Origin of the sequence: Kordiimonas sediminis (assembly GCF_014656395.1) — a bacterium.
Lineage (GTDB): Bacteria > Pseudomonadota > Alphaproteobacteria > Sphingomonadales > Kordiimonadaceae > Kordiimonas_A > Kordiimonas_A sediminis.
On the sequence record NZ_BNCI01000002.1, the window covers coordinates 723,928 to 748,896 of the forward strand.

Consider the following 24,969-nt stretch of genomic DNA (forward strand, 5'->3'; position numbering starts at 1 on the left):
CACAAGAAAGGCGCAGAATTCTGCGCCTTTTTTCCTTTTATTCCAGTCCTGCGTTGCAGATAGCAAGTGGCAACTGCTTTAGATTTTATCAGGGCCACCGCGCGGGCCATCTTCTGTAAAGGCATTCAGACCAATGATGGTGTAGGTGTCCTTAACGCCAGATACGGTTTGTACCTTGTTGGCAATAAACCGTCCGATTTCCTGTTCTGTATCAAGCGCAAACTGCGCTAACAGATCGTATTTTCCAGAAGTTGAGTGAACACTGCGCACTTCTGCAATTTCGTCAGCAAGCGTTGCTGCGACATCGTAAGTTTTTCCAAGTTCACATTTGATCATTACAAAAACGGTTTTCATCAGTAATTTTCCTGGCCAGACAGACGCTACAATATGCGGTTGGTTGATGTATTTTTGTAATAGATAATACTGCTGTACTGGAAAAGCCAGCTAAACATGGCCTTGTTAGGGTCTGAATTTTGACGGTACGGGCCGTTACTGTTTGAGGAAGGTGTCTCTGTGTACAGGGAAAGTTCTGGCAAGATGCTGCATCATGATTTTCGTAGCTCTCTGACGCGGGAATGAACGCCCATGCAGTAATATATTCAACCATAACCCGTCTGCCATAGCCATGATGCCGTCTGCTATTTCGTCTATTTCACCAACCTGCGCACCAGAGGGTTCTGATATTTCGTGAAGAAGTGTTTTCAGAGTGGTTTCAAAGTCTTTCATTCGTTCAACGCAAATCTTCTTGTAGGTTGGGCGTGCTTTTGCCTCCCCCCAGAAGGCAAACCATACAGCTAACTTTTTGGGGTCGGCCGTATTGCTTGAATAATCAGATTTGACAAGCGCGGCAAGCTTGCCTTCCGCGGTGTCGGGGGCTTTGCTAAGTGCGTCCTGCCAGGATGTTGTGTAATCATCACGCAGATAGGAAAGGGTTTCTGTCAGTAGGTTTTCCTTAGAGGAAAAATGCAGATTTATGATGCCTTGGCTTAATCCAGCAGAGGAGGCGACACCAGAGAGTGTCAGATCACTGAGGCCGCACCGTGCAATCTCATGGATCGTGGCCTCTATCAGTTGGCGCTTGCGATAGCCTTTGGAGGCGCGCCTTTGTCCATTATTTTGATGTGTTGCATTGATCATCGTTGAATAATAACATACAAAATAACACATAAAAACAATAAAATAGCACTATTTAATGAATATTCATTCATTCAAAAACTGGACAATGTCTTTAGATGCTGCCATGGTTTTTGTGTGATTCTTTACGGTCCGCAGTGTTCGGTAAAGATATGGAAAATTAGTCATGCCTCGGGGGGCGAAGATGAAGTCGTATGATGTAATCGTAATTGGAGCCGGTCATAACGGGCTTACAAATGCTGCTTTCCTGGCCAAGGCTGGACTTGATGTGCTGGTAGTTGAAAAAAATCCGCACATCGGCGGTGCCGCTGTTAGTCGCAATCTTCATAAAGACTGGATGTATTCCAACTGTTCCTATGTTTGCAGTTTATTTAGGCCGGAAATCTACAGGCAGCTTAATCTGGCAAAGCATGGTTTGCAGGTAATTACATACAATGGTGGTTTTACCTTAACACAGGACGGTGATTATATCGGCAGCTATAATGATCCCGAGATTATGCGGCGGGAGATTTATAGGCACAGTCCGGTAGATGTGGATGCATACGACCGTTTCAAGACAGACATATCCAAATGGTGTCGTTTCATTCGACCAATGTTACTTAGAACACCACCTGATCCAACCAGTTTCAAATTCCGTGATCTTGATGAGCTTAGGTTCTTAGCGAGAAAGTTTCTTGATTTAGGCCCCCGTGATCTTCATGATTTTATGAAGTTTTTTACCATCAGCGTCGCTGATTATCTGGATCAGTATTTTACATCAGATTTGATTAAAGCGCATAAAGCCGGGTCAGGTATTATTGGCACAGGCCTTGGCCCTATGTCACCAGGGTCCGCCTATGTCATGCTGCATCATTATATGGGGGATGTTGATGGCAGTGTCGGTGCGTGGGGCTTTGCCCGCGGTGGAATGGGGGCTGTTTCAAATGCGCTTGCTGGTGCACTGCAGGAACACGGCGGTGAAATCCGTACCAATGCAGGTGTAGAACAGATTACAGTCAAAAATGGAACTGTTACCGGTGTGGTTCTTGATAGCGGGGAAGAAATATCTGCCAAGCGGGTTGTGTCTAATCTGGATGCAAAACGCACATTCCTTGGATTGATGGATCCTAAAGACGCGGGCGAAAAAGTCGTTAAGGCTGCTAAAAACTTCAAAATACGAGGGTCGTCAGGTAAATTGAATATTGCCTTGAACGGGATTCCTGAATTTCCTGCCCTTCCCAAGGGCAGTGACCTCATACAAGGTGACTTTCATATTATTGATAGTCTGGAGAGGATGGAGCGTGCCTATGATGACTGGAAGGCAGGCAGATGGTCCAAAGACCCGTATGTGGATGCATTGATGCCGTCACTGACAGATCCCACGATGGCGCCCGAGGGCAAACATTTTCTGTCTGTTTTTGTGCAATATTGTCCGCCAAAAGTAGAAGGCAAGGACTGGACGGATGATCAGGTGCAGGCTTTTGGCGATACGGTCATCAATCAATTGGCAAAATATAGCCCCAATCTGAAAGATTTGATTGAGCATGTGGAAATTCGTACCCCGCGTGAGATTGAATCTGAGGTTGGGCTGACTGAGGGTAATATATTCCAGGGAGAATTAACTCTGGATCAGCTTTTGTTTAACCGTCCATTCCCGGGCTACGCACAGTATCGTGGTCCTGTGCAGGGAATGTATATGTGCGGATCAGCCACGCATCCTGGTGGCGGTGTGATGGCGGCCCCTGGTGCAAATGCTGCCAGAGAAATACTGATGGATTTAAAGTTGGGTAATACGGTTCCGGAGGATGAAGGCGATGACTAAGGCATATGATATTATTATCGCCGGGGGTGGCCATAATGGATTGGTTTGTGCTGCCTATCTCGCCAAAGCGGGCAAAAAGGTGCTGGTACTTGAAAAAAATGACATAGTCGGTGGGGCAGCTATCACCAAAGAAGTTTTCCCCGGTAAGTCCGTTTCTTTGTGTGCTCAGTTTTTACATCAGTTTAATACGCGCATTGCGGACGATCTGAAATTATCAGAATTCGGACTGGAGTTTATTGATACTGACTGTAGAACCAGTTTGCTTTCTAACGATGGGCGTCACCTGACAGTTAGTTTTGACGGGCAAGTCGAAGGGGACGTTGCAGAAGATGAAGTAAAGGCTTTCCAGATACTTATCACAAGGCTGCAGGAGTTCTCTGAAACTCTAGGGTTTCTTGCTGATATACCGCCCATCGATATTTTTGATCCTGATATGCAGGATAAATTGTCCGCCCTGAAACTGGGTTGGAAATTGCGGTTTGGTTTGGGGGCAGAAAAAATGTCCGACTTCCTTCGGATCGTGGGAATGAATATATATGACCTGATCAATGAAGAGTTGGAAGATGACAGGCTAAAAGCACTTCTCTCTGTTGATTCTGTGCTGGGCACGCATGCCGGTCCACGATCACCGGGAACAATCCTGACCTATCTGTACCGCCAGATCGGTGGGGGAAAAGGGCGTACCCTGGTGCCTAAAGGTGGCATGGGGGCAGTATCAAAAGCTATAGCGGCATCTGCACAGGCAAAGGGTGCGGATATTCTAACAGGTATGCATGTGCGTGAAGTCTTGATTGACAACTGCCGGGTTGTGGGGTTGAGGACTAGTTGTGGTACCGTGTATAATGCTCCTATCGTCGTATCTAATGCGGACCCTAAAACAACTGTGTTTGATATGGTGGGCAGTCGTCATTTCGAAGCTGACTTCGTGCACCGCATAAATACTATCAGAATGCGCGGTAATTCGTGTAAGCTACACCTTTCCTTAAACAGTATCCCTGAATTTTCTGGACTAGGATCAGAGGCATTGGCTGGTCGTGTGGTCATTGCGGACAGTGCTGATTATGTTGAAAATTCATTCAATCCGGCAAAATACAATGAATGGTCATCATCCCCCGTGATAGAGTTTTCCATTCCAACACTGAACGATCCGCACCTAGCAGAAAATGGTCATGTTCTAAGTGCCACAATACAGTATGCCCCATATTCACTGAAGGGTGGCTGGACTGATGAAGCCAAAGAAGCTTTTAAAAATATCTGCATTGACACACTTTCACGATTTGCACCGAGCCTGAAAGACAGCATTGAACAATCGCTTCTTCTGACACCAGTAGATTTGGAAAATGAAATCGGCATGCAGGGAGGTAATTGGCATCACGGGGAGTTTACCCTTGATCAGATGTTAATGATGCGCCCAGTGCCTTTGGCCTCTCGGTACGCCTTGCCGCTTGATGGGTTGTTTTTATGTGGTGCTGGTGCTCACCCTGGTGGTGGTGTCATGGGGTCAGCAGGCAGAAATGCGGCCAATGCTATTCTGAGAGGGGATAAGTCATGAGCAGTCAAGGTTTAGCCAAAGAGCATTATGAAATGGGTTTGAAAAAGACCCCTTTTTACAGCAGGCAAAAAGAACTTGATATCATGAATGAGTGGCACAGATGGAGCGGCTATACTGTCCCTAATGTGTTAAATGATGTCACCTTTGAATATTTTGCTATTCGGAACTCAGCCAGTGTTTTTGATATTACCCCTATGGCGAAATACCGGATTAAGGGGCCAGACGCGCTTGATTTTATGAACCGTCTTTTGACAAGGGATATGACCAAGTTACGGGTTGGCAGAGTTGGCTATTCCGTGTGGTGTGATGATGAAGGTATGGTCATTGACGACGGTACAGTTTTCAGAACTTCGGAAAATGAATATTTATTGTGTGCGCAGGAACGTCAGCTGGAAACGCTTAAGCGAAATGCTCTTGGATTTGATATCTCCTTTGATGATGTCTCAGATGATATTGCGGCTCTTTCTTTTCAGGGGCCGCTGACATGCACGATTCTGAAAAAAGTGGGTTTTGAAGGTATAGATCAGCTTAAAATGTTCGACCTTAAAGAATTTGCCTTTGCTGGAACTACAGTAATGATTTCTCGCACGGGTTATACGGGTGACTTAGGGTATGAATTGTGGATTAACCCTGAAAATGCTGGCGACTTATGGGATGCTCTGTTTGAGGCAGGTAAGAATTACAATGTCAAAGCCATTGGTGGTGACGCACTGGAAATCGCCAGAATTGAAGCCGGCTTGTTGATGGCAGGTAAAGATTTCTCTCCAGCGACCAGTACTGTACGCCCCGGGCATGCTAAATCACCCTATGAACTAGGTTTGGACTGGCTTGTAAAATTGGATAAAGGCGTTGTCTTTAACGGTAGGCGTGCACTTATACAGGAACGGAATAAGGGGCCACGATACAGGTTCGTTCGACTGGATGTTGAGGGGAATAAAACCGCTTGCAGTGCATATATCTTTGACAGGCAGGGGGGTAAGACCATTGGACACGTCTCTAGCGCAGCATGGGCGCCGACAGCTAAAAAGAATGTTGCTCTGGGTTTTGTTGATATGCCGTATGGAGAAGTGGGCAGTACGGTATGGGTGGAAATATATTACCAAAAGGAGCTGCGCTGGAACCGCCGCTGGGCAAAAGCGGTTGTGATGGATGGCCCCTTTTATAACCCTGAACGTAAAACACTGACACCGCCTGAAGCCGTTTAATTCTGATCTAGCTATTGCATTGCAGCATTCAATTTTATTATATGAAGGCATATGAGCAGTGGGGAGCTGATATCTGGCCACTGTTCTAACGTAACATCAGGCTGGATTCATATGGAATATAAAATTGATCACCACGGAGCACAGGCAACAATCAGGTTCCAGGGTGATATAACTTTCTCAGAAAATTATACATTTAGGCGTATGCTTTCGGATGTTTCTGCTGGTAAATACAGTGCGTGCACTTTTGATTTGTCAGGCGTTTCTATGATTGATAGCGCAGGTCTTGGTATGTTTTTAATTGCAAAAGAAAACGCAGATAATGAAGGTTGGGCACTGCAGGTGACGGGTGCCACGGGCCATGTTGCTGACATGCTTAATTTAACACAGCTGTCAAAAATCCTGAATCAAGCATAACTTCAGGGAAAGGGGTAACACAGTGGCAACATCGTCCAAATCGTTACCTCATACGGCATCGCAGTCAATCGAGTGTGACGTTTACTCTGCTAAGATTTTAGTCGTTGATGATATATCCCTGATGCGTGACTTGATCGGGGATTGTCTGACCGGAGCAGGGTACCGCACTGTTTTGTTTGCAAGTAGCGGTGAAGAAGCAATCAAGATTGCAGAGCAAGAGCCCATAGATCTGGTGATCTTGGATATTAAAATGCCGGGGCTTGATGGGTTTGAAGTGTGTGAACGCCTTCGGAAAAATCCACTTCTGAAGTCACTTCCTATTTTGGTGCAGTCTGCTGACGAAAAACCTGAACAACGTGCGAAAGTTTTCAGGTCTGGCGCAACCGACTTCGTCTCTAAGCCCATTAATCAGCCAGAGTTGCTGGCCCGTGTTCGATTGCATTTAGAGAAGAGCTTTCTAATAGAAAGCCTGACCCAATATCAGCAAAATATGGAACAGGAGTTGATGCTAGCGCAGGATATGCAGCGCCTTATTTTGCCTCAGCGGAAGGCAATTGCCAGCTTCGAGGAAATATTCGATGTTAAAATCGAAACTGAATATGAAGGAACTGCGGCACTTGCCGGCGATCTGTGGGGTATATGGCAGCAATCACCGTCATCTTTAGGGATGTATTTACTTGATGTCTCTGGGCACGGTGTTAGCGCTGCGCTGAATACATTCAGACTCCATGCTATTATGGACAGGTTTCGTGACGAAAAAGCTGACCCCGGAAAATTTATGGAAAGCCTGAATGCTGTTCTGTGTGATGCTTTGCCAACAGGACAATTTGCCACCATGGTTTGTCTGGTACTTGACGTCGATACAGGGCAATTATCCTATGCAGGTGCAGGGGCACCACGACCCGTTATTATGAAAGAAGGCGGGGGTTTGTCACTGCTTCATACTGAAGGGGTGCCACTGGGTATTTCAATAGATTCAAAATATGAAACAAAGTCGGAGCAGATTAATCCGGGTGAATGTATTCTGTGTTATTCAGATGTCTTTATTGAAGCCAAATGTGATGATGAAACGCTGCTAGGGGAAGCGGGATTTCTATCCATGGTAACAGCGGCCAAAGAAGCCAGCTGCAGTCAAGGCTTGGTGCACACGCTTGTGTCTGCCTTTAATGAGCGGTTTGGACCCAGTCATCCAGATGATATGACAGCAATTGCACTTCACAGGATACAAAGGTGACGGGGCAACTGCACATAATTGGGCAACGTCCAAATGTTGTTGTATTTACCTACGGTGATGCCAACACTGAAGAACGGCAGCGTTTCTATCAAAGCTTATCTTGCCCGGATTATTCAGTTTCTGTAAGGAAGTTTACGCAAGCAGCTGAGACACGTAAAGATTGGTATGAAAGTATATCAAATAATACTAACTTTCCTGTCTGTTTGATTTTGGATGGCGGGTCTGATGGTCACATAGCGCAGCAGATTATTCAAGAAGTCCAATCTAGTGACATGCTGGGGTCAGTGCCTGTCATTTTAGTTTGTACAGATATACCGGCCATAGACCCTGAAAGCGAACTCACTTGGTTGGGTGTAAAGGGCGTCGTTGCGAATACACTTAGCATTCCCGAAATACGGAGCTATATCGCAACAGTAACATCAGGCCTGATCAGGGAAAGTCAGGACGCTAAACGTTCGGATGTATTGTTTTATCCTACTAAGATCGTTCATGAAAGTGTATTTCGCGTACAAACAAGACATCATGCCCGTGATTTGTCTTATGCGGTTGCCCGCACACTGGCTGGTGGCTCGTCAAAGCTTGCAGCTGGCTTGACAGAGCTACTTGTAAACGGGATCGAGCATGGTTGCCTTGGCATTGATGGAGCAACAAAAGGTAGGCTAATAGAGGAGGGCGCGTTTGTTGAGGAAATCCACAAACGTCGTATGCATCCAGAATATGCTGACAAATTCGTAGAATTGAAAATTTGGCAAATGGAACACAGTTTGTTCTTTGAAATCCTTGATCAGGGCAAAGGCTTTGATAGCGCTGCAGTGCTTTCGACTGGTAAAGTAGATAACAAGAGCAAGCATGGCCGGGGGATAGTAATCGCCCAGGGCTGCTTTGCTGATTTACGCTATATCACGCCGGGAAATCGCGTCAAAGCCCGGTACGACCTGACATAACAGGCCTTGTCTTTTCCTTTAGGTTTTTGATGATGCCTTTGGTTTCAGCAAATTGATCGGGCGTTTGGACTCCGCTGCTCTGAACAGGCTATATGTTCTGTTGGTAAAGTTTGAAACATCAAGAATTGACTGTGCAAACGCAGCTACTTCTTCGGTCCACTCGGCTTCGACCATACGGATATTCATGGTTGGATCTTCCGTTTCGAAACGCAGATAAAACCAGGGCTCCCCGCGTCGAAGTATCAGGTCGCTGTTAATGTCATGCCATTCGAACGCCCACATGAATGGTCTTGGCCATAAATGTGCTGGAAAACGGCCCGACACCATTACACCGGGGCGGTGAGTTTTCAGAAAGTCCAGATAAGGTGGCAGTTGGTTAACCCATACGGGGTCATCAGCGACCAGAATATAAGGTGTTACAAACTGCAGTAATGGCCGTTCGGGATGACGCCATTCTTCTTGCGGGTGCAGCATCATAATTTGATTCATCACACTGGGACGTACAGCAGAATTATTTCCCTGAACATTTAAGAGCTGTGGCTTACCGTCGGCTGTTTTGCCTATACGCAGATGCAGATCATACGGACATTTAACAACAAAATGACGATTATCAAAGTCGATCGCGCTAGGACACTTTTGCACGGATTTTGCGTTTGGGTTTACTGGTACATTTTGACGGAAGGGTTCAGGTTCATACCACATGATATCTGTTTTCTGGGTTTTAATCACCCATCCAACATCTATCGTCCTCTTCATTTTTTTTACTTTTTCTCTGCGTGAATAGAGCTTGGTCAGCATGATCTGATCCTAGTAATTGTTTTATACGTATCAGCATTAGACATCTGATTAAAATTTTCAAGCTAGTCCTGCAAACGCGGCTTTATTGGAAAGCAGCATGTCACCTAAATAATCATATACGGCTCGTATTCTGGCGCTGCGTTTCAATTCAGCATGGCTTACAAGCCACAGGTCCGTAGATACGACAATATGGTTGTCAAATAGACGCACTAGGTCAGGATCATTATCACCAAAGATACAGATGCAGGCTCCGACACCGTACCCAGCTTTAACCGCCGAATATAAAGACATCAGGCTGTTTGATCTAAAAACCGGTTTCATTTCAAATAGTTTACTTTTGATGGGGCCGGCTTTAACCCGTGCCATCATTTCATCGCCGGGGATAATGGCATTGTGATCTTTTAGATTGTCGTATGTAGGCATGCCGTGTTTCTCGATATAGTCTTTGCTGGCATAATAGCTGTAATGAATAGTGACTGTTTTGCGCGCTATCAAGTCGCTCTGGTTAGGACGAAACATACGAAGGGCAATATCTGCTTCGCGCCTTAATAGATCGACTGTGTTATTTTCCACATTGATCTCAACTGTGATGTTGGAAAACTGATCGTGAAAGGGCTTCATCTGCTCTACTAACCAACCGGCTCCAATCATCTCAATGGCAGAAATGGATACACTGCCTTTCAGGGCCTGATCTTCACCCGTTACCAGACGTTCGATGGCATGCACATCATCTTTCATATGTTGCGCGTGGTGAATAAGCTGTTCACCTATGGCCGTAAGTTCCAGACCATTGCGGGTCCGTGCGAACAGGTCTTTTCCAATACTTTCCTCTAATGTTGTCAATCTTCTGGATAGTGTTGGTTGACTAACTCTTAATTTTTTCGCGGCTCCCGACAAGCTTCCTGATTCAGCCATAGCCAGAAAATATTTCAAATCATTCCAGTTAAGCATGCGCGTACCCCTGCTGTTGTTGCTTTGTTAGCTAATTCATTTGTGTATAGTTAATATCAAATAAAAGCGTATTAACAAACAAAATTGAATTGAATACAGTGTTTTTTGTAAATGAGTAGCGACATCATCAAACGAGGATAGAAAAATGTTTTATAAAATGTCTCTCCCACGAAAAACGTTTGTGGCTACCTTGGCTGCTTTTGGATTGATGTTAATATCAACCACTGCAAAAGCGCAGGTAATCCACATAAACTTTGACAGCAACATCAAAAAGGCGGTTCAGGCCTTGAATGCCAAAGATCTTAATCGTGCTTCCCTGTATTTTCATCGTGCACTGGATGGCAATTTGTCAGACGATCATTTAATAGCAACATTAAATAACGTTTGTGCGGTTGATTATGCCATTGGGTCACTTGATACGGCGAAAAAAGCCTGTGACGACCTGCTAGCCAAGGACCGCATCAACTGGCGGGGGTATGTAAACCGCGGCAATGTTCACGCGGCACAGGGTGACTATGACCTTGCAAAGCTGGATTATGATAAAGCCTATAGCCTTAAGCCCGATAATGTAATTGTAAATGCGGCTATTACACAATTCACTGCAATGCAAGAAGGTGACAAGCACCTCCGCACACTTGCGGCAAACCAATAAAAATAAAACTCCCAAAACTTCCCAAACCTGACGATGGGCATAGTCTCTGCTCATCGTCTTTTTGTAAGCTTTAATGGTACCCTTTGGACAGTTTACGGATCAAATCCCTGCCTGGGTGAAGAAGGTGCATTTGATCGGTCCGTAGGGGAGAGGGGGTGCCGTCCAAGCTGGCTGCTAAATATTCTGCTAGCAAGGGCGCATACTGAAACCCTTTTGATCCAAAGCCACTAAATACATAAAGATTTTCTTGCAGACAGGGGGCGCCAAGACCAGTCGCTTTTGCGTCTTGTTTCAATTTTTGATATTTGTCTGTTGTGGCAGACTGATTAAGAACAGGACCAACATAAGGAAGATGGTCAGGCGTTGTTGCCCTTACACCGCGCCAGCTATGATCAGTCCTTAGAATGTCTGACCAGTCAGACTGGTGATCTTCCTCTAGCCTGCCAAGATAGGTTAAAGCAGACACCAAGTCCCTGAGTATTGTTCGTCTCGATTTCTCGTTCGGTTGACGATCGAAATCTCTAAGGTCTTCCAGTTTTTCGAAAGTCGACCCTGCGGTAGGGTGGCCGTCAGCGGATACCGTTAAATACCCACCGTAGGAAAGGCTCTTTTCGGGCAATATGTTTGATGTCCCGGCAGCCGTACCACGCTGTAAAACTTCTACCTGACCCGCGCGCAGTCGCATTTCTGGGCAGTTATTACCCAGAAGTCGTTCGCTTGCTGCCCCGGCTGCGATGATTACTGTGTCACTTGATGTAATGTGCTTTCCGTCTTTATCGTATAACTGCCAAGTGGCATCATGTCGCTCAAGTTGGTCAACAGTTGCCCGAATAGTGTGAATATCGGTTTTCAGTCCAGCGATTAGCCCCTCTGCATCAACCACCGGACTGATAGGCAGGGAAAGGTCACCTTGTTCATTACTTGATATAAAGGCATTCCCCCATTTGAGTTTCTCGACGAGTTTTCTGAATTTCTCAGCTTTTCCAATGGTGTTTGCCAGAATTTCCACACCGGTCATGGTTGTGTGCTTCTTAATAAGGGGATGCTGGCAGGTGTATAAATACATCATCTCAAGGAGCGTAGCACGAGGACTATCCTCTAAATAAAATGCAGGCGCAATCAGGGCCGCCGGTAAATGGCGTGCGCTATGATCATGTGGTTCGTCAACGATCTGAACCGATTTCCCTTTCGACTGCAGTGTGTAGGCAATCCATGCTCCGGCTATCCCTCCGCCAATGACAGTGATGATGCCGTTTGTGGCCTTTGGGAGGAGTGCCCATTCCTTTTTGCGAGTGTTAGATTGATCTTCGTTTAAGCGTTTCACTCCCAGGAGCCGCTCTCTTTTGCGGCCAAAGCCTGGTGCTTTTTGCATTTCAAATCCGTTGGCCTCTAAACCGCGCCTGACAAATCCAGCTGCGGTAAAGGTAGCGAGTTTAGCACCAGTGTTTGATGTCCGGCCAATATGAAACAAGACGTCTTCTGACCACATGGCCTTATTCTTTGATGGTGCAAACCCGTCCAGAAACCATGCATCAATATTTGCCTCTAAAGTCTTTAGTGTCTTTGCGGCATCTCCAAACAGTAATAGTAGTTTAACGCGCCCGCCACTGAACTGACGAAGATGGTACCCTTCTGCTGCTGGGGGCCATGCTTTTTGTAGTTCCTCTGCATATTCAGCAAGTTCTGGGAAGTCTTTATGTGCTTCCTGTAGGGCTTCGAGGGATAAGGGGTATCCTTCAATTGAAATGAAGGTCAAATGATTGGTACCAAGACGGTTATCTGGGGCCTCTAAGAAGGCTTTCCAAGTAAGTAGAAAATTAAGACCTGTGCCGAAACCAGTCTCGCCAATAGTGAATGAATGTGTGCCGTAGGTGCAAGCGGGAAAGTTGATACCGTCCAGAAAAACAAATTTTGATTCCGCAATCCCATCATCAGCTGAATAATAAACATCATCAAAGACAGGAGAAACAGGCGCGTTTCCGCGTCTGGTCAAGTCGGAAACTCCCACTTCCTGAACCATAAATTTTGAAGATTTCGTCATAAGGCTTTCACATACATATATGCCTGTTATAAGTATAGTAGTTTCAGAAAGCACGGTAACAGGATTTTGACTATGATATATAGAATAGACGGTATCAGCCCAACAATTGATGATGACAGTGTTTGGATCGCTGATAATGCGGCGGTTGTTGGAAATGTCCGTCTGAAAAAGAAATCCAGCGTATGGTTCGGTGTGACGATTCGCGGTGACAATGATCCAATGGTAATTGGTGAAAGAACCAACATACAGGACGGTTCAGTGCTCCATTCCGATGTCGGCTATCCTTTAAATATTGGTGACGGAGTAACTGTTGGTCACAAGGTAATGCTGCACGGGTGTACCATTGGTGATAACTCATTGATCGGTATGGGGGCGACTATCCTTAATGGTGCCAAGATCGGTAAAAACTCGATAGTTGGTGCGAATAGTCTAGTTACTGAAGGCAAAGAATTCCCGGATGGCGTGCTGATAGTTGGGTCCCCAGCTCGCGTTGTGCGAGAACTTTCGCAAGAACAGATATCTATGATTGAAGAAAGCGCAGAGATTTACGAAAAAAATTCAGAAAGATTCACCTCTGGACTTGAAAAAGTTAACTATTGAGCTGTACTTTACTTTATGACGTTACGTGCAATACTTAACAGCGTAACAAGCTCCGATAAGGATCACTATGCCCTCGAAACTGATAAATGCTGACGAGTTAAAGCATGTAAGCTTAGTCGCACGTGTTGAGATTGCTCGCAAGGTAGGACGCATACTATCCAGAAAGCCGTCAGCAGAGGATATGGACGCAGCCCTCGAACTGGCTAATTTACTGGTTCAGGATGTTTCTGTGTCCGTGCGCGAAGCAATGTCAAAAGCGGTTGTAGACTGTTTGTTTTTGCCTAAAGAAGTGGTGAAAACGATTGCAGAAGACATTTCTCAGGTATCGATGCCATTTTTGATGGCGTCAAAAGCTGTTGATGATGCGCTGCTGGAGAGCATCATTCGGTCTCACGAAAATGTTGAAGTGCAGGAAGCTATAGCTCAGCGAAAAGGTATATCAGAAATCGTTTGCTTTGCTCTTTGTGATGAAGGCACGGAAGAGGCAGTTGAGGCTCTTATGGAGAATGAGAGCGCAGATGTTTCAGAGCGGTCCTGTGACCGCGTTGTCAAACGTTTCGGAACGAATGCCTCTATTCTGGAATGTCTTGCCAAACGGTCTGATTTACCACTGAATATGGTGGAAAAAATCATCTTCAAAGTGTCTGAGCAGTATGGTCAGTATCTGATGCAGCGGTTTAATCTGGCGCCTGACTATGCATCATATCTTGTGTCTCTGACTGAACGAGAAGTATTCGCGCAGGCTTTAGAGGTTTCCCCTCAGCACGAAGTAATGAATTATTTGGGTGGGTTACATAAAATTAAAGAACTTACCCCCAACGTTATGCTGACTTACCTGCAGAATAACCACATGCGTTTATTCATTTATTCTCTTGCAGTCGTTCTTGATTTACCTGCAGACAAACTGGAAGGTGTGTTGGGTAAAGGCGATAAGCAGGTATTATCCAAACTGTTGCGCCAATGTGGATATTCTCAATCAGTGTCTGGTGTCTTGATGATCGCATATGAGCGTATGTTCCGATAATACCGGGCATACCTTATGGCTGTGATCTATTATGGGTTGCAGTGTTCGCGGGCTGATATCACAAATAAATCTTAAAAATCATCTAGTTAACAAATGTAATCTACGTTATGCTATGTGACGAATAGGGATAAACATTATGGTATCAATTGGTGTAAGAGGCGGGGGCTACTCGCAAGCAACATGTCTGTCATGCCCGGCAAGACCGCGAATGCTGTGTGCTGGTCTGGATGATGAGTTTCTGCCGGCACTGAACGCAATTTCATCTAAAGTCACACTCGAGAAAGGGGAAAACCTCTTTATCGAAGGGGATAGATCAACATACGTATATAATGTGATCGAAGGGTTTCTGCGCTTATCCCGTCTGGGCCAGGATGGGCGCCGGCAAGTGCTGGGCTTTCTGACAACTGGGGATTATTTGGGGCATACCAGTCGATCAGAATATACTCTGTCTGCAGAGGCTTTATCTGATTTGAAGGTATGCCGATTTAGACGCGAGGATCTTCAGGGTCTCTTGTCAACATATCCACGCTTTGAAAGGCAGTTTCATCACATGACGGCCGGCCTGCTTGATGACATGCTTGATCTGGTGTTTACGATAGGCCGGAAAAATGCTCTGGAACGTGTTGCGTCATTTCTTGTGTATCAAATGGACAGAAAGTCGGTGTCAGACACCATGCCGGGGTCTATATGGCTGCCAATGACGCGCGCAGACATTGCTGACTTTTTGGGGCTTACACTGGAAACTGTAAGTCGCGCCTTTTCACGCATGAAAAAAAATGGTGTCATTTCGATTGATCATGCTCACACAATCAATATTTTAGACCGCGGTAGGCTAATAGACTTATCCGAAGGTAATGGCTAATTTGCCAGGTGTGCCAAAATGATACATGTCTCATTATGAGACAATCAATTCATAGTAATCATGTGCCATTCTGATACGTTCAGAATGGCATAATTTTTAAGCCGCTGAATTATATAGGTAAAATAACTTGGCACGGCCTCTGCAAATATGAGAGTGCCTTTTACGATTTGTGCCTGAGATCTAAGAGGCGTCTATGTTTCGAGTATGGGGCGGGGCTGTTTGCCTGATAAGTCTCGTCCCTACACTTGGCGGTCAGTGCCTACTGGCCGCCTTTTCTTTTTGTGGATGTTTGACTTAAATCTGAAAATAATGATTATGCTCGAGACGGGGGATGTTAAGGGTTTAGTTGGGTGTCCAAATCATTGATCTATAATAGTCCATTCTGGGTGACGTTTCTGCATTATACAGCACGTCTCTATCTGAAACTTGCTGGTTGGAAAGTTGTTGGCGAAGTACCTAGTGCCAAGAAGTTTGTTGCAATAGCGGCACCCCATACCAGCAACTGGGATTTTCCGGCATTTTTTTCCATTGTTGGTCATTTCCGTTTGTCGGTCAGGTTTTTAGCAAAAGATACTTTATTTAAAGGGGCTGGTGGATGGTTGTTTCCGTGGTTAGGCGGTATTCCAGTCATGCGAGGCTCACGCTCTGCATCAGATTTGGTGACGACTGCTGTGGCGTCTTTCGCTGATGCTGATGAAATGATACTTGCCATTGCGCCAGAGGGGACACGCTCGTCCGTTACAAAATGGAAAACTGGTTTTTACCGGATCGCGGTCGCCGCAGATGTGCCAATATTGTTAGCATATCTGGATTCTTCCACCCGTGAAATCGGGCTGTCGCATCTATTTTATCCTACCGGAGATATGGAGGCAGATATGGCAGAGATTCAGGCGTTTTATGCTGGCAAACGAGGTATTCAACCCAGAAATCAGGAAGACATCTAATCGCGTGTAAAAAGTGCACCTGGATTCAAAATATTATTCGGGTCCAGTGCCTTCTTAATCATCTGCATGGCATGCAGGGATGATGCAGGTTTCAATCGTTTCAATTCCTGTGCCTTCATGGAACCGATGCCGTGTTCTGCAGATATCGACCCGGAAAAGTCTGTAACTCTGTCATGGACGAAACGGTTCATTTCCTCCCAGTTTGCCAAAAAAGCTTGTTTATCCATGGTTGATGGCTGCATGACATTAAAATGAAGGTTCCCGTCTCCTAAGTGACCAAAAGGTATCACACGACTACCTGTCCATCTTTGTTCTATTTCCGGTGCTACAGTTTTAACAAACTCAGGAACTTGGCTTACGGGCACGGAAATATCATGTTTTATACTGCCACCTTCATGTTTTTGCGCTTCGCTCAGGCTTTCCCGTAATTTCCATAATTCCAGACGTTGCTGTTCCGACTGTGCGATAATGCCATCAGCAATTTGGTTGTTACTTATCATATTGGACAGGCAGTCTTCGACCGTCTCTTCCAGTACTGGATCATGTATGCTTGAACCGATCTCAGCCAATATGTACCAGGGAAATTCCTTGCCCGGAAAAGGAGGGAGTGTGGAAGGTATGTGCCTTAGAACCAATTCCAGTCCCGAATGGGGCATAATTTCGAAAACAGATACCCGGTCAGCAGTCACGTCCCTTAACTTTTCCAGTATATTCAGTGCACTGTTAATATCGTCGATGGCAATCCATGTGGTTATCCGGTGGCGTTCCGGTGGATATAGTTTCAACGTTGCTTTGGTGATGATCCCTAATGTGCCTTCGGATCCTGCGAACAAAGAAGACAGCTTATAGCCAGTATTGTCTTTGCGCAGCGGAGACAGGTCTGAATAGATTGTTCCGTCCGCCAGAACAGCTTCTACGCCCATTGTCAGGGCTTGCATGCTGCCGTATCGAATAACATGCACACCACCGGCGTTTGTTGCGATTGTCCCGCCTGCCGTACAGGATCCTTCTGAAGCTAGGGAAAGAGGAAACAATCTGTCGGCGGTTTCTGCTGATTGTTGAATTTCTTTGATTGTGACCCCTGCCTCTACGGTAATGGAGTAATCATTAGGGCATACATCCAGAACTTTATTCATTCTCTGCGTGGATATAAGGACTTCATCCCGATTGGCAAGGCCGGGTAGTCCGGCACCAACCAGGCCTGTATTTCCACCTTGTGGAACAACGGCTACGCCATGCGCATTACAGTAACGAAGGGCATCTGAAAGTTGTTCAGCACTATTTGGCGTTAAAAGTAGTTGTGTGTGACCAAAATATTTATCCCGCCATTCACGCAACAGGGGTGCAATCCTGTCCTGATCCGTGGTCGCACATTCGGGACCAAGAAGGCTGACAAGATGATCAATGTGAGATTTCTCAATCATATTATGCATCCCGGGGCGCCGCTGCGCGCCTTAGCCTGTCGTTAAGGGCTATTCCAATACCTTCGTTTGGGATAGGGGCAACCGTGATCGTTTTATGTCCGGCCAACTGGTCTGCTGTTTTAAGCGTGGAAAACAGATTATGAGCTGCTTCTGCGAGGTCTGCAGTTTCACTTAGGTTCAGAACAGCATCTGCGCACTCTCCGAAACCAATATGAACACTATTGCCGGTTGGTGACTTAACATTGATTTGAACCGCAGCGTTTGGTGCATAGTGGCTTTCTAATTGACCCGGGGCCGAGATTTTCGTGTCCTGACGGTCATGAACGGCTAGCGTGGTCGCCTCTGCAATTTCATCAGCGGTAATAGTGCCTGGACGAAGAAGAGTGATGTGGTCGTCTTCAACGGCAACAATGGTAGATTCAATGCCGACCCGGGTTTGCCCTCCGTCGATAATCAAAGGGATTTTGTCTCCAAGTGTCTCCTCAACGTCTTGGGCTGTCACGGGTGACAATTTTCCGGATGGGTTAGCACTGGGTGCCGCAATAGGTTTATCCAGTGCTGCAATGATGTCTTGTGTGATTGTGTTATCAGGTGAACGGACAGCAAGAGTGGTCAGGCCAGCTGTAACCATGGACGATATGCCTGTATTCTGCCTAAGAGGGAGAACAATCGTTAAAGGGCCTGGCCAGAATCTATCCATCAATTTGAGTGCGGCTGGTGGCGTCTCCACATACCTTGATGCCATTGCTGCGCTGCACACATGACAGATTAGCGGGTTATGTGACGGGCGTCCTTTAACGGAATAGATTAATTTTACGGCCTCTGAATTTGTGGCGTCAGCAGCAAGTCCATAAACAGTTTCAGTTGGAATAACAACGAGTTGACCACCGTCAAGAATGTCAGTTGCATTTTTGATGAGTGATAGATTATCCGAATTTTCCAGATATTTTGTTGTTTTTGCCATGCACAAATTCTATCTTGCCTGAGAAATATGACGAAGGTTCCCAATTGGTAGCTCTTTGTCATCTGTAATTCAATCATTTAGGTATGTTTAGGAGCAACGCCATGTCTGATTATCGCGCGCCTCTCGAAGAAATTCAATTCGCACTGGAAACCTGTGGCGGATTGAATGAATGGGTCAATACACCGGGTTTTGAAGAAGCAGGTGAAGATCTGGTTGCTGCGGTTCTTGATGAAGCTGCCAAACTTGCCAATGAAATAATTGCCCCAACCAATGTTATTGGTGACCTTAAAGGCGCTCATATCGAAGGCGATACAGTTGTTACCCCAGATGAATTTAAGAAGGTTCAGGAAGCTTTTGTTGAAGGAGGTTGGTCAACGCTGGCATATCCAGAGAGCCTGGGCGGGCAAGGGCTGCCTGGTACTTTGGCGTTTGCAATTACGGAAATGGTTACGTCTGCCAATATGGCTTTTAGTCTGCAGCCGCTGCTTACCTCAGGTGCTATCGAGGCAATAATTGCACACGGTTCCAAAGAACAGATCGCTAAATATGTGCCGAACATGGTTTCTGCCAAATGGACTGGTGCCATGAATTTGACCGAACCGGGGGCAGGGTCTGATGTAGGTGCCCTGAAGGCAAAAGCAGAGAAACAGCCAGACGGAAGCTATAAGATTTCGGGGCAGAAAATCTTTATTACGTGGGGCGATCATGATCTGGCTGAAAATATCATTCATCTGGTTCTGGCGCGTCTTCCCGGTGCCCCAGAAGGCACACGCGGTATCTCAATGTTCCTGGTGCCGAAGTTTCATGTGAATGATGACGGTAGTCTTGGTGACCGCAACGATGTTCGTGTTGTCTCCCTAGAACACAAGTTGGGTATTCATGGTAGTCCCACATGTGTCATGGCATTCGGCGAAAACGATAATTGTATCGGCTATATCGTCGGTGAAGAAAACAAGGGTATGCGGAATATGTTCACCATGATGAACCATGCCCGCGTAGGTGTTGGCTTGCAAGGTGTGTCAGTGGCTGAACGTGCATATCAACATGCTGCAGCTTTTGCTCAGGAACGCATTCAATCTGCAGAAATCGGTGCCAAGACCCGCGATGCCGTTGCTATTATCCGCCATCCAGATGTGCGGCGTCTATTGATGACAACCCGTGCAACTGTTGAAGCTGCACGTGCCATCATTTACCGGAATGTTTGGGCATTCGACCGAGCACACCATGCCAGTGACCCAGAAGTGCGCCGCAAAGCACAGGGCGAGGCAGATTTATTGACACCACTATCCAAAGCATATGCGACAGATATCGGCGTTGAAGGTGCATCTTTGGCACTTCAGGTGTTTGGCGGGATGGGCTTCATTGAGGAGACAGGTGCCGCCCAGTTCTACCGCGACAGTCGTATTGCGCCTATTTACGAGGGAACAAATGGTATTCAGGCCCTTGATTTAGCAGGTCGTAAGCTAAACGATGCAGGCGGAGAGCACTGGAAATCCTTAATCGAAGAAATGAAGGAATTTGCTGAGGGCATGGACCGCGGCATGAAAGAATATAAGGATACTTTAGTAGATGCAGTAACGGCGCTTGAAGACGCGGCTACAACACTGTTTGCGAATGGTTTCGAGAATATTGTTGATACCGCCGCGGCGGCAACACCGTATTTGCGTTTATTCTCAACCGTTGTTGGTGCCTATTTGCTTTGTAAGCAGGCAACGGAAGCAGAAAGACGCCTTGCAGCACATGATGGCAATCCTGCTTTCCTGCGTGCAAAAATTACAACTGCCAGATTTTATGTGGAACAAATTCTTCCAACAGCAACTGCGCTACTTGGACCAATCAAAGCAGGCAGTGCAAGCCTGATGGAAATCGATGACATTGATTTCTGCGAGAACAGATAATGGGTAGTCCAGCCCCAGGTAAGAATTCTGAATTGCCATCCGTTACTGATCACCGGTCAGGAAAACCGGTGATCAGAAAAACAGGTGTTCGCGAAATACCGTTTGGTGATGTTCCAGAGACTGGTGCTGTTATCAAAGTCGCAAAGGGAATCTTTTGGGCGCGAATTCCGCTGCCTTGGTCGCTGGATCATATAAATGTGTATTTGATCGAGGAAGAAAACGGCTGGACAGTTATTGATACAGGTTCACAGGGAAAACGGGGATGTGAGGCTTGGGAGTTACTTGAAGAAAATGTCCTGAAAGGCCGTCCAATAACCAGAGTTATCGCGACACACATGCATCCAGACCATCTTGGCCTTGCTGGCTGGTTGGTTGACAAATACGGTGCAGAGTTTTGCATGACACAAGCAGAATATCTGCTCGCACAGGTGCTTTGGCTCGAAAGTGATGGTGAGTTTCCCCAGCACGAGTTGGACTTTTTCTTTTCTGGTGGGGTGGACCGACAGGTAGAGGCTATGATCCGGTCACATGGTACTGGTCATTTCAAACGCGGTGTTCACCGATTGCCACCAGTTTATACCCGTCTGAGAGAGGGTGCTATCCTTTCGATGGGCGGTCGCAGTTGGCAGGTCATTATTGGGAGCGGTCATTCGCCTGAACATGCATGTTTGTACTGTCTGGATGAGCCAATCTTCATTTCAGGGGACCAGGTGCTGCCTGAGATTACATCGAATGTGTCCGTTCACGCACGTGACCCCCATGCCAATCCGCTCGCACAGTGGATTAATACTAAAAACAGGTTGCTTCAAATTCCTGGTGACCCTTTGGTGCTGCCAGCACATGGTCCGGTTTTTAAAGGGTTGCAGAGCAGGGTGTCTGCCGTAATTGAAGGTCACTTCGAAAGACTTGATAAATTGCATAATAGCCTGAAAGAGGAATGGCATACGCCGATTGAAACTTTTAAATATTTGTTCCGCAGAAAAATTACGGGAGTAGATTTTTTTCTGGCACTTGGTGAAGCCCGTGCACATTTAAGCTTGTTGCTTAGTTTGGACCTGGTAGAGAAAAACATCGTTGAGGGTGTAGAGTACTACAGGTCAATTGGCTCGTATGATGAGCCTTCAGCAAGAAAAGCCATTGAGAATTTGCCCGAAGAGAAATTAGTAGAGCTTTCTTTCTAGCTACTTATAAACCGCTTTTGAAGCTGGCAATAGTTGTCTCTACTACTGTTAAACGGGTTAGATTGCCGGAATTAGCCGGAATGGCTTTACTGTTGCTGTAATCCCGTCCTATAAGCAAAAGGAAATTTAGGAGCAGTTTCGACCGACAGGGGACAATATGAACGACAAGTCTAAACCTATTTCTGAGATGAGTTTTGAAGAAGCCATGGCAGCTTTGGAACAGGTTGTGTCTCGACTGGAATCCGGCAATGCTGCACTTGAGGATTCCATAGACTTATATACATATGGAACTGAACTGAAAGCATACTGTGAAACTAAGCTGCGGGATGCACAGGCAAAGATTGAGAAAATTACTGTAGGTGCTGATGGGCAGGCTTCGGGGGCTACCCCGCTTGATGTTGAATAGGGTTTACTATGGGGCATGATCCACTCCTAGAGGCGCTGCAAGCTACTTCAAAAGCCGTTGAAAGGGTTTTAGACCCTTTGTTAGCTGTGCCCGAGGGCAATGAAAAACGTGTGGTTGAAGCGATGCGGTATTCCGTCTTTTCCGGAGGGAAGCGCTTACGCCCGTTTCTTGTTCTTTCCAGTGCGGAACTTTTTGATGTCGCCAGACCCCGTGCATTACGTGTTGCAGCTGCAATAGAATGTGTGCACTGCTACAGCCTTATTCATGATGACTTACCAGCCATGGATGATGACGATTTGCGCCGTGGCAAACCGACCGTTCATAAACAGTTTGATGAAGCAACCGCAATCCTTGCAGGGGATGCCTTGTTAACTCTTGCTTTTGAGATACTGGCTGATCCGGAAACACATAGTGACCCAAAGGTCCGTGTTGAACTTATTTCTGCGCTCGCAAAAGCCTCTGGTCATCAGGGAATGGTTGGGGGTCAAATGCTGGATATTTACGCTGAAAATACAAGTGACTGGGATGAACGTTCCGTTTGTCGTCTTCAGCAAATGAAGACAGGGGCCCTTATTAGTTTTGCAGCTGAAGCGGGTGCAATCATGGGGCATGCCACTGAAAAGGCACGACACTCCTTGCAGGCGTATGCGCGCGGTCTCGGACTCGCCTTCCAAATCGCAGATGATCTTCTGGATGTTGAAGGCAGCGAAGAAGCCGTTGGTAAAGCTGTGGGTAAAGATGCAGATAGCGGTAAGGCAACCTTGGTTAGCCTAATGGGTGTAGAAAGAGCACGCCAACAAGCTGAAATGCTGTCTGATCAGGCAATTGAGCATTTATCCGGATTTGATAATAAAGCATCATTATTGCGTGCTGTTGCACATTTTGCGGTTCATAGGTCGTCATAATGGTGTCGATATTGTCTTGCATGGCTATTTTGTAGGGTCGGTTTATTTTGCACTTTAGTGCATAGGCTGCTAAAGACGCCCGTAAGAAAATACTAGGTTGGAAATACGTCGTGAGCATTCGTCCAGATACACCTCTACTTGATCAAGTCAAAACGCCCGCTGACCTGCGTGCTTTCAAGCGCGGGGATCTTTCTGCATTGGCAGAAGAGCTGCGTCAGGAAATGATCAGTGCTGTCAGTGTGACAGGTGGGCATTTTGGTGCGGGTCTTGGTGTCGTCGAACTTACAGTCGCACTACACTATGTCTTTAACACCCCGCAGGACAAGCTTATCTGGGATGTTGGACATCAGGCGTATCCCCATAAAATCATTACGGGACGCCGTGAAGAAATTCGTACAATTCGGCAACAAGGCGGTTTGTCACCCTTCACCAAACGAAGTGAAAGTGAGTATGACCCGTTTGGAGCAGGGCATTCCTCCACCTCCATTAGTGCGGCGCTTGGTATGGCGGTCGCCAGTAAAATGTCTGACCGGCCTGATAAAGCCATCGCAGTAATTGGTGACGGGGCCATGAGTGCGGGTATGGCTTATGAGGCAATGAATAACGCCGAACAGGCAGGCAACAGATTGGTCGTAATCCTAAATGATAATGATATGTCTATTGCCCCTGCGGTAGGTGCTATGAGCGCCTATCTGGCAAAGATTCTGAGTAGCCATCAATTCCTGAGCTTGCGTGATATTGGCAAAAAGCTAATTTCCAAACTACCACGATCGCTCGCAAATACCGCGCGCCGGGCCGAAGAATATGCTCGCGGCATCGCGACAGGCGGCACATTATTTGACGAGCTCGGTTTTTATTATGTTGGTCCAATTGATGGTCATAACATGGATCATATGCTGCCAATTCTTGAGAATGTTCGTGATGCGCAGGATGGGCCAATTCTTGTACATGTTGTGACAGAGAAAGGCCGCGGCCACCCCTTCGAAGAGCCGCACGGTGAAAAATATCATGCAGTGCCAAAGTTTGATCTGGTCACGAAAGAACGTCAGAAGTCAAAACCTGCTGCACCATCCTACACAGAAGTCTTTGCTGATGAATTGATCAAGCAGGCAGGCAAAGACGAAAAAATTCTTGCCATTACAGCGGCTATGCCGTCAGGCACTGGCTTGGACAAATTTGAAAAAGCATTCCCGGACCGTACGTTTGATGTTGGCATCGCAGAACAGCACGCGGTTACTTTCGCAGCAGGGCTTGCGACCGATGGATACAAGCCGTTTGTCGCGATTTATTCGACCTTTCTGCAGCGGGCATATGACCAAATAGTACATGACGTTGCGATACAGAACCTGCCTGTTAGGTTTGCGATTGACCGTGCAGGTCTTGTTGGTGCGGATGGACCAACCCACGCCGGTAGCTTTGATGTAACCTATTTGGCCAGCTTGCCGAATATGGTGGTTATGGCTGCGGCTGATGAAGCTGACCTGAAGCATATGATCGCTACGGCTGCCAGTATTGATGATAAACCGTCTGCCGTGCGTTACCCGCGCGGGGCTGGCGTTGGTTGTGAATTGCCAGACGAAGGTACAGTTCTGGAAATTGGTAAAGGCCGGATAATTCGCAAGGGGTCAAAGGTTGCTATCTTGTCTCTGGGGGCTCGCTTGCAGGAAGCACTGAAAGCTGCTGACGATCTTGAATCTCGCGGCTTGTCCGTCACTGTCGCTGATGCCCGTTTCGCAAAACCAATAGATGATGCGCTTATCCGAGACCTCGCAGTTAGTCATGATCTTCTTTTATCTATTGAAGAAGGGTCAATAGGTGGCTTTGGTGCGCATGTACTTGATTATCTAGCCGATGACGGCATTCTGGATGGGCCACTGAAGGTGCGGACCCTAAAATTGCCTGATACATTTCAGGATCATGGTAATCCTGATGATATGTATGCAGCTGCTGGGCTGGATGCGGCAGGGATTGTGGCAGCGATCCTGAAAGCGCTTGGAAAGAATGACGTAGGTCAGTCTGCATCTGCCTGATTAGA

General features: G+C 46.5%; 23 protein-coding genes. 16 read left to right on the forward strand and 7 right to left on the reverse strand.

The annotated features are described in order from the left end of the window. Positions 1-78 precede the first annotated feature (78 nt). Positions 79-354: an Lrp/AsnC ligand binding domain-containing protein gene (locus tag IE181_RS10935; protein ID WP_191252901.1), complete on the reverse strand. Its 276-nt coding sequence runs from the start codon at positions 352-354 to the stop codon at positions 79-81. 135 nt (positions 355-489) lie between these two features. Beyond that, positions 490-1,137, reverse strand: coding sequence for a TetR family transcriptional regulator C-terminal domain-containing protein (locus IE181_RS10940; RefSeq protein WP_191252902.1), 648 nt, complete (start codon positions 1,135-1,137; stop codon positions 490-492). A 181-nt stretch (positions 1,138-1,318) separates the two neighbouring features. On the opposite strand from IE181_RS10940, the gene IE181_RS10945 reads away from it, so the two are divergent. Genes IE181_RS10945 through IE181_RS10970 form a run of 6 tightly spaced genes read left to right on the forward strand, consistent with a single transcriptional unit; the run spans position 1,319 to position 8,284 of the window. Further along, a complete protein-coding gene (locus tag IE181_RS10945; RefSeq protein ID WP_191252903.1) occupies positions 1,319-2,935 on the forward strand; it encodes a phytoene desaturase family protein in 1,617 nt (538 codons plus the stop codon). Further along, the gene (locus IE181_RS10950) at positions 2,928-4,487 is read left to right on the forward strand and encodes a phytoene desaturase family protein (protein ID WP_191252904.1); all 1,560 of its coding nucleotides are present in this window, start codon (positions 2,928-2,930) and stop codon (positions 4,485-4,487) included. The genes IE181_RS10945 and IE181_RS10950 overlap by 8 nt, the downstream gene beginning before the upstream one ends. Further along, the gene (locus IE181_RS10955) at positions 4,484-5,692 is read left to right on the forward strand and encodes an aminomethyl transferase family protein (protein WP_191252905.1); all 1,209 of its coding nucleotides are present in this window, start codon (positions 4,484-4,486) and stop codon (positions 5,690-5,692) included. The genes IE181_RS10950 and IE181_RS10955 overlap by 4 nt, the downstream gene beginning before the upstream one ends. Positions 5,693-5,743: 51 nt before the next feature. Next, positions 5,744-6,106, forward strand: a complete 363-nt coding sequence (locus tag IE181_RS10960) for an STAS domain-containing protein (RefSeq protein ID WP_191252907.1) — start codon at positions 5,744-5,746, stop codon at positions 6,104-6,106. A gap of 22 nt (positions 6,107-6,128) precedes the next feature. Next, positions 6,129-7,340 carry a PP2C family protein-serine/threonine phosphatase gene (locus tag IE181_RS10965; protein ID WP_191252909.1) on the forward strand — a complete coding sequence of 404 codons (1,212 nt, stop codon included), beginning with the start codon at positions 6,129-6,131 and terminating at the stop codon, positions 7,338-7,340. Then, positions 7,337-8,284, forward strand: a complete 948-nt coding sequence (locus tag IE181_RS10970) for an ATP-binding protein (RefSeq protein ID WP_191252911.1) — start codon at positions 7,337-7,339, stop codon at positions 8,282-8,284. The genes IE181_RS10965 and IE181_RS10970 overlap by 4 nt, the downstream gene beginning before the upstream one ends. 18 nt (positions 8,285-8,302) lie before the next feature. On the opposite strand, the gene IE181_RS10975 is transcribed toward IE181_RS10970, so the two are convergent. Together IE181_RS10975 and IE181_RS10980 are read right to left on the reverse strand one after the other, a co-directional pair. Continuing rightward, entirely contained in the window at positions 8,303-9,040 is a 738-nt protein-coding gene (locus IE181_RS10975; protein ID WP_229819358.1) for a hypothetical protein, read from the reverse strand. Between the two features lie 99 nt (positions 9,041-9,139). Then, a complete protein-coding gene (locus tag IE181_RS10980; protein WP_191252915.1) occupies positions 9,140-10,033 on the reverse strand; it encodes a LysR family transcriptional regulator in 894 nt (297 codons plus the stop codon). A 145-nt stretch (positions 10,034-10,178) separates the two neighbouring features. On the opposite strand from IE181_RS10980, the gene IE181_RS10985 reads away from it, so the two are divergent. Then, positions 10,179-10,685, forward strand: coding sequence for a tetratricopeptide repeat protein (locus IE181_RS10985; RefSeq protein ID WP_191252917.1), 507 nt, complete (start codon positions 10,179-10,181; stop codon positions 10,683-10,685). Between the two features lie 70 nt (positions 10,686-10,755). Here IE181_RS10985 and mnmC2 read toward each other — a convergent pair whose 3' ends face one another. Further along, a complete protein-coding gene (gene mnmC2, locus IE181_RS10990) occupies positions 10,756-12,726 on the reverse strand; it encodes a tRNA (5-methylaminomethyl-2-thiouridine)(34)-methyltransferase MnmC2 (protein WP_191252919.1) in 1,971 nt (656 codons plus the stop codon). A 72-nt stretch (positions 12,727-12,798) separates the two neighbouring features. Between mnmC2 and IE181_RS10995 the strand changes: the two genes are divergently transcribed. The 4 genes from IE181_RS10995 to IE181_RS11010 all read left to right on the forward strand — a co-directional run bounded on the left by IE181_RS10995 (position 12,799) and on the right by IE181_RS11010 (position 16,156). Next, positions 12,799-13,326 (forward strand): gamma carbonic anhydrase family protein, encoded by a 528-nt coding sequence (locus tag IE181_RS10995; protein WP_191252921.1) that lies wholly within the window; start codon positions 12,799-12,801, stop codon positions 13,324-13,326. 67 nt (positions 13,327-13,393) lie between these two features. Next, positions 13,394-14,350, forward strand: coding sequence for a DUF2336 domain-containing protein (locus IE181_RS11000; RefSeq protein WP_191252923.1), 957 nt, complete (start codon positions 13,394-13,396; stop codon positions 14,348-14,350). A gap of 136 nt (positions 14,351-14,486) precedes the next feature. Next, complete coding sequence (locus IE181_RS11005) at positions 14,487-15,212, forward strand: Crp/Fnr family transcriptional regulator (protein WP_191252925.1); 726 nt, start codon at positions 14,487-14,489, stop codon at positions 15,210-15,212. A gap of 350 nt (positions 15,213-15,562) precedes the next feature. Continuing rightward, on the forward strand, positions 15,563-16,156 hold the full coding sequence (locus tag IE181_RS11010) for a lysophospholipid acyltransferase family protein (protein ID WP_229819360.1): 594 nt from the start codon (positions 15,563-15,565) through the stop codon (positions 16,154-16,156). Here the strand turns inward: IE181_RS11010 and IE181_RS11015 are convergent. Both IE181_RS11015 and IE181_RS11020 read right to left on the reverse strand, forming a co-directional pair. Beyond that, entirely contained in the window at positions 16,153-17,580 is a 1,428-nt protein-coding gene (locus IE181_RS11015; protein WP_191252927.1) for an FAD-binding oxidoreductase, read from the reverse strand. The two genes, IE181_RS11010 and IE181_RS11015, sit on opposite strands and share 4 nt — an antisense overlap. 1 nt (position 17,581) lies before the next feature. Next, complete coding sequence (locus IE181_RS11020) at positions 17,582-18,544, reverse strand: L-threonylcarbamoyladenylate synthase (RefSeq protein WP_191252929.1); 963 nt, start codon at positions 18,542-18,544, stop codon at positions 17,582-17,584. 101 nt (positions 18,545-18,645) lie between these two features. On the opposite strand from IE181_RS11020, the gene IE181_RS11025 reads away from it, so the two are divergent. From IE181_RS11025 to dxs, 5 genes are all read left to right on the forward strand, one after another. Further along, positions 18,646-20,442 (forward strand): acyl-CoA dehydrogenase, encoded by a 1,797-nt coding sequence (locus tag IE181_RS11025; RefSeq protein WP_191252931.1) that lies wholly within the window; start codon positions 18,646-18,648, stop codon positions 20,440-20,442. Positions 20,443-20,510: 68 nt separating this feature from the next. Then, a complete protein-coding gene (locus IE181_RS11030) occupies positions 20,511-21,623 on the forward strand; it encodes an MBL fold metallo-hydrolase (RefSeq protein WP_191252933.1) in 1,113 nt (370 codons plus the stop codon). A gap of 157 nt (positions 21,624-21,780) precedes the next feature. After that, complete coding sequence (locus IE181_RS11035; RefSeq protein ID WP_191252935.1) at positions 21,781-22,029, forward strand: exodeoxyribonuclease VII small subunit; 249 nt, start codon at positions 21,781-21,783, stop codon at positions 22,027-22,029. 8 nt (positions 22,030-22,037) lie between these two features. Next, the gene (locus tag IE181_RS11040) at positions 22,038-22,934 is read left to right on the forward strand and encodes a polyprenyl synthetase family protein (protein ID WP_191252936.1); all 897 of its coding nucleotides are present in this window, start codon (positions 22,038-22,040) and stop codon (positions 22,932-22,934) included. 110 nt (positions 22,935-23,044) lie between these two features. Beyond that, positions 23,045-24,964 (forward strand): 1-deoxy-D-xylulose-5-phosphate synthase, encoded by a 1,920-nt coding sequence (gene dxs, locus IE181_RS11045; RefSeq protein ID WP_191252938.1) that lies wholly within the window; start codon positions 23,045-23,047, stop codon positions 24,962-24,964. The last annotated feature ends 5 nt before the right edge of the window (positions 24,965-24,969 follow it).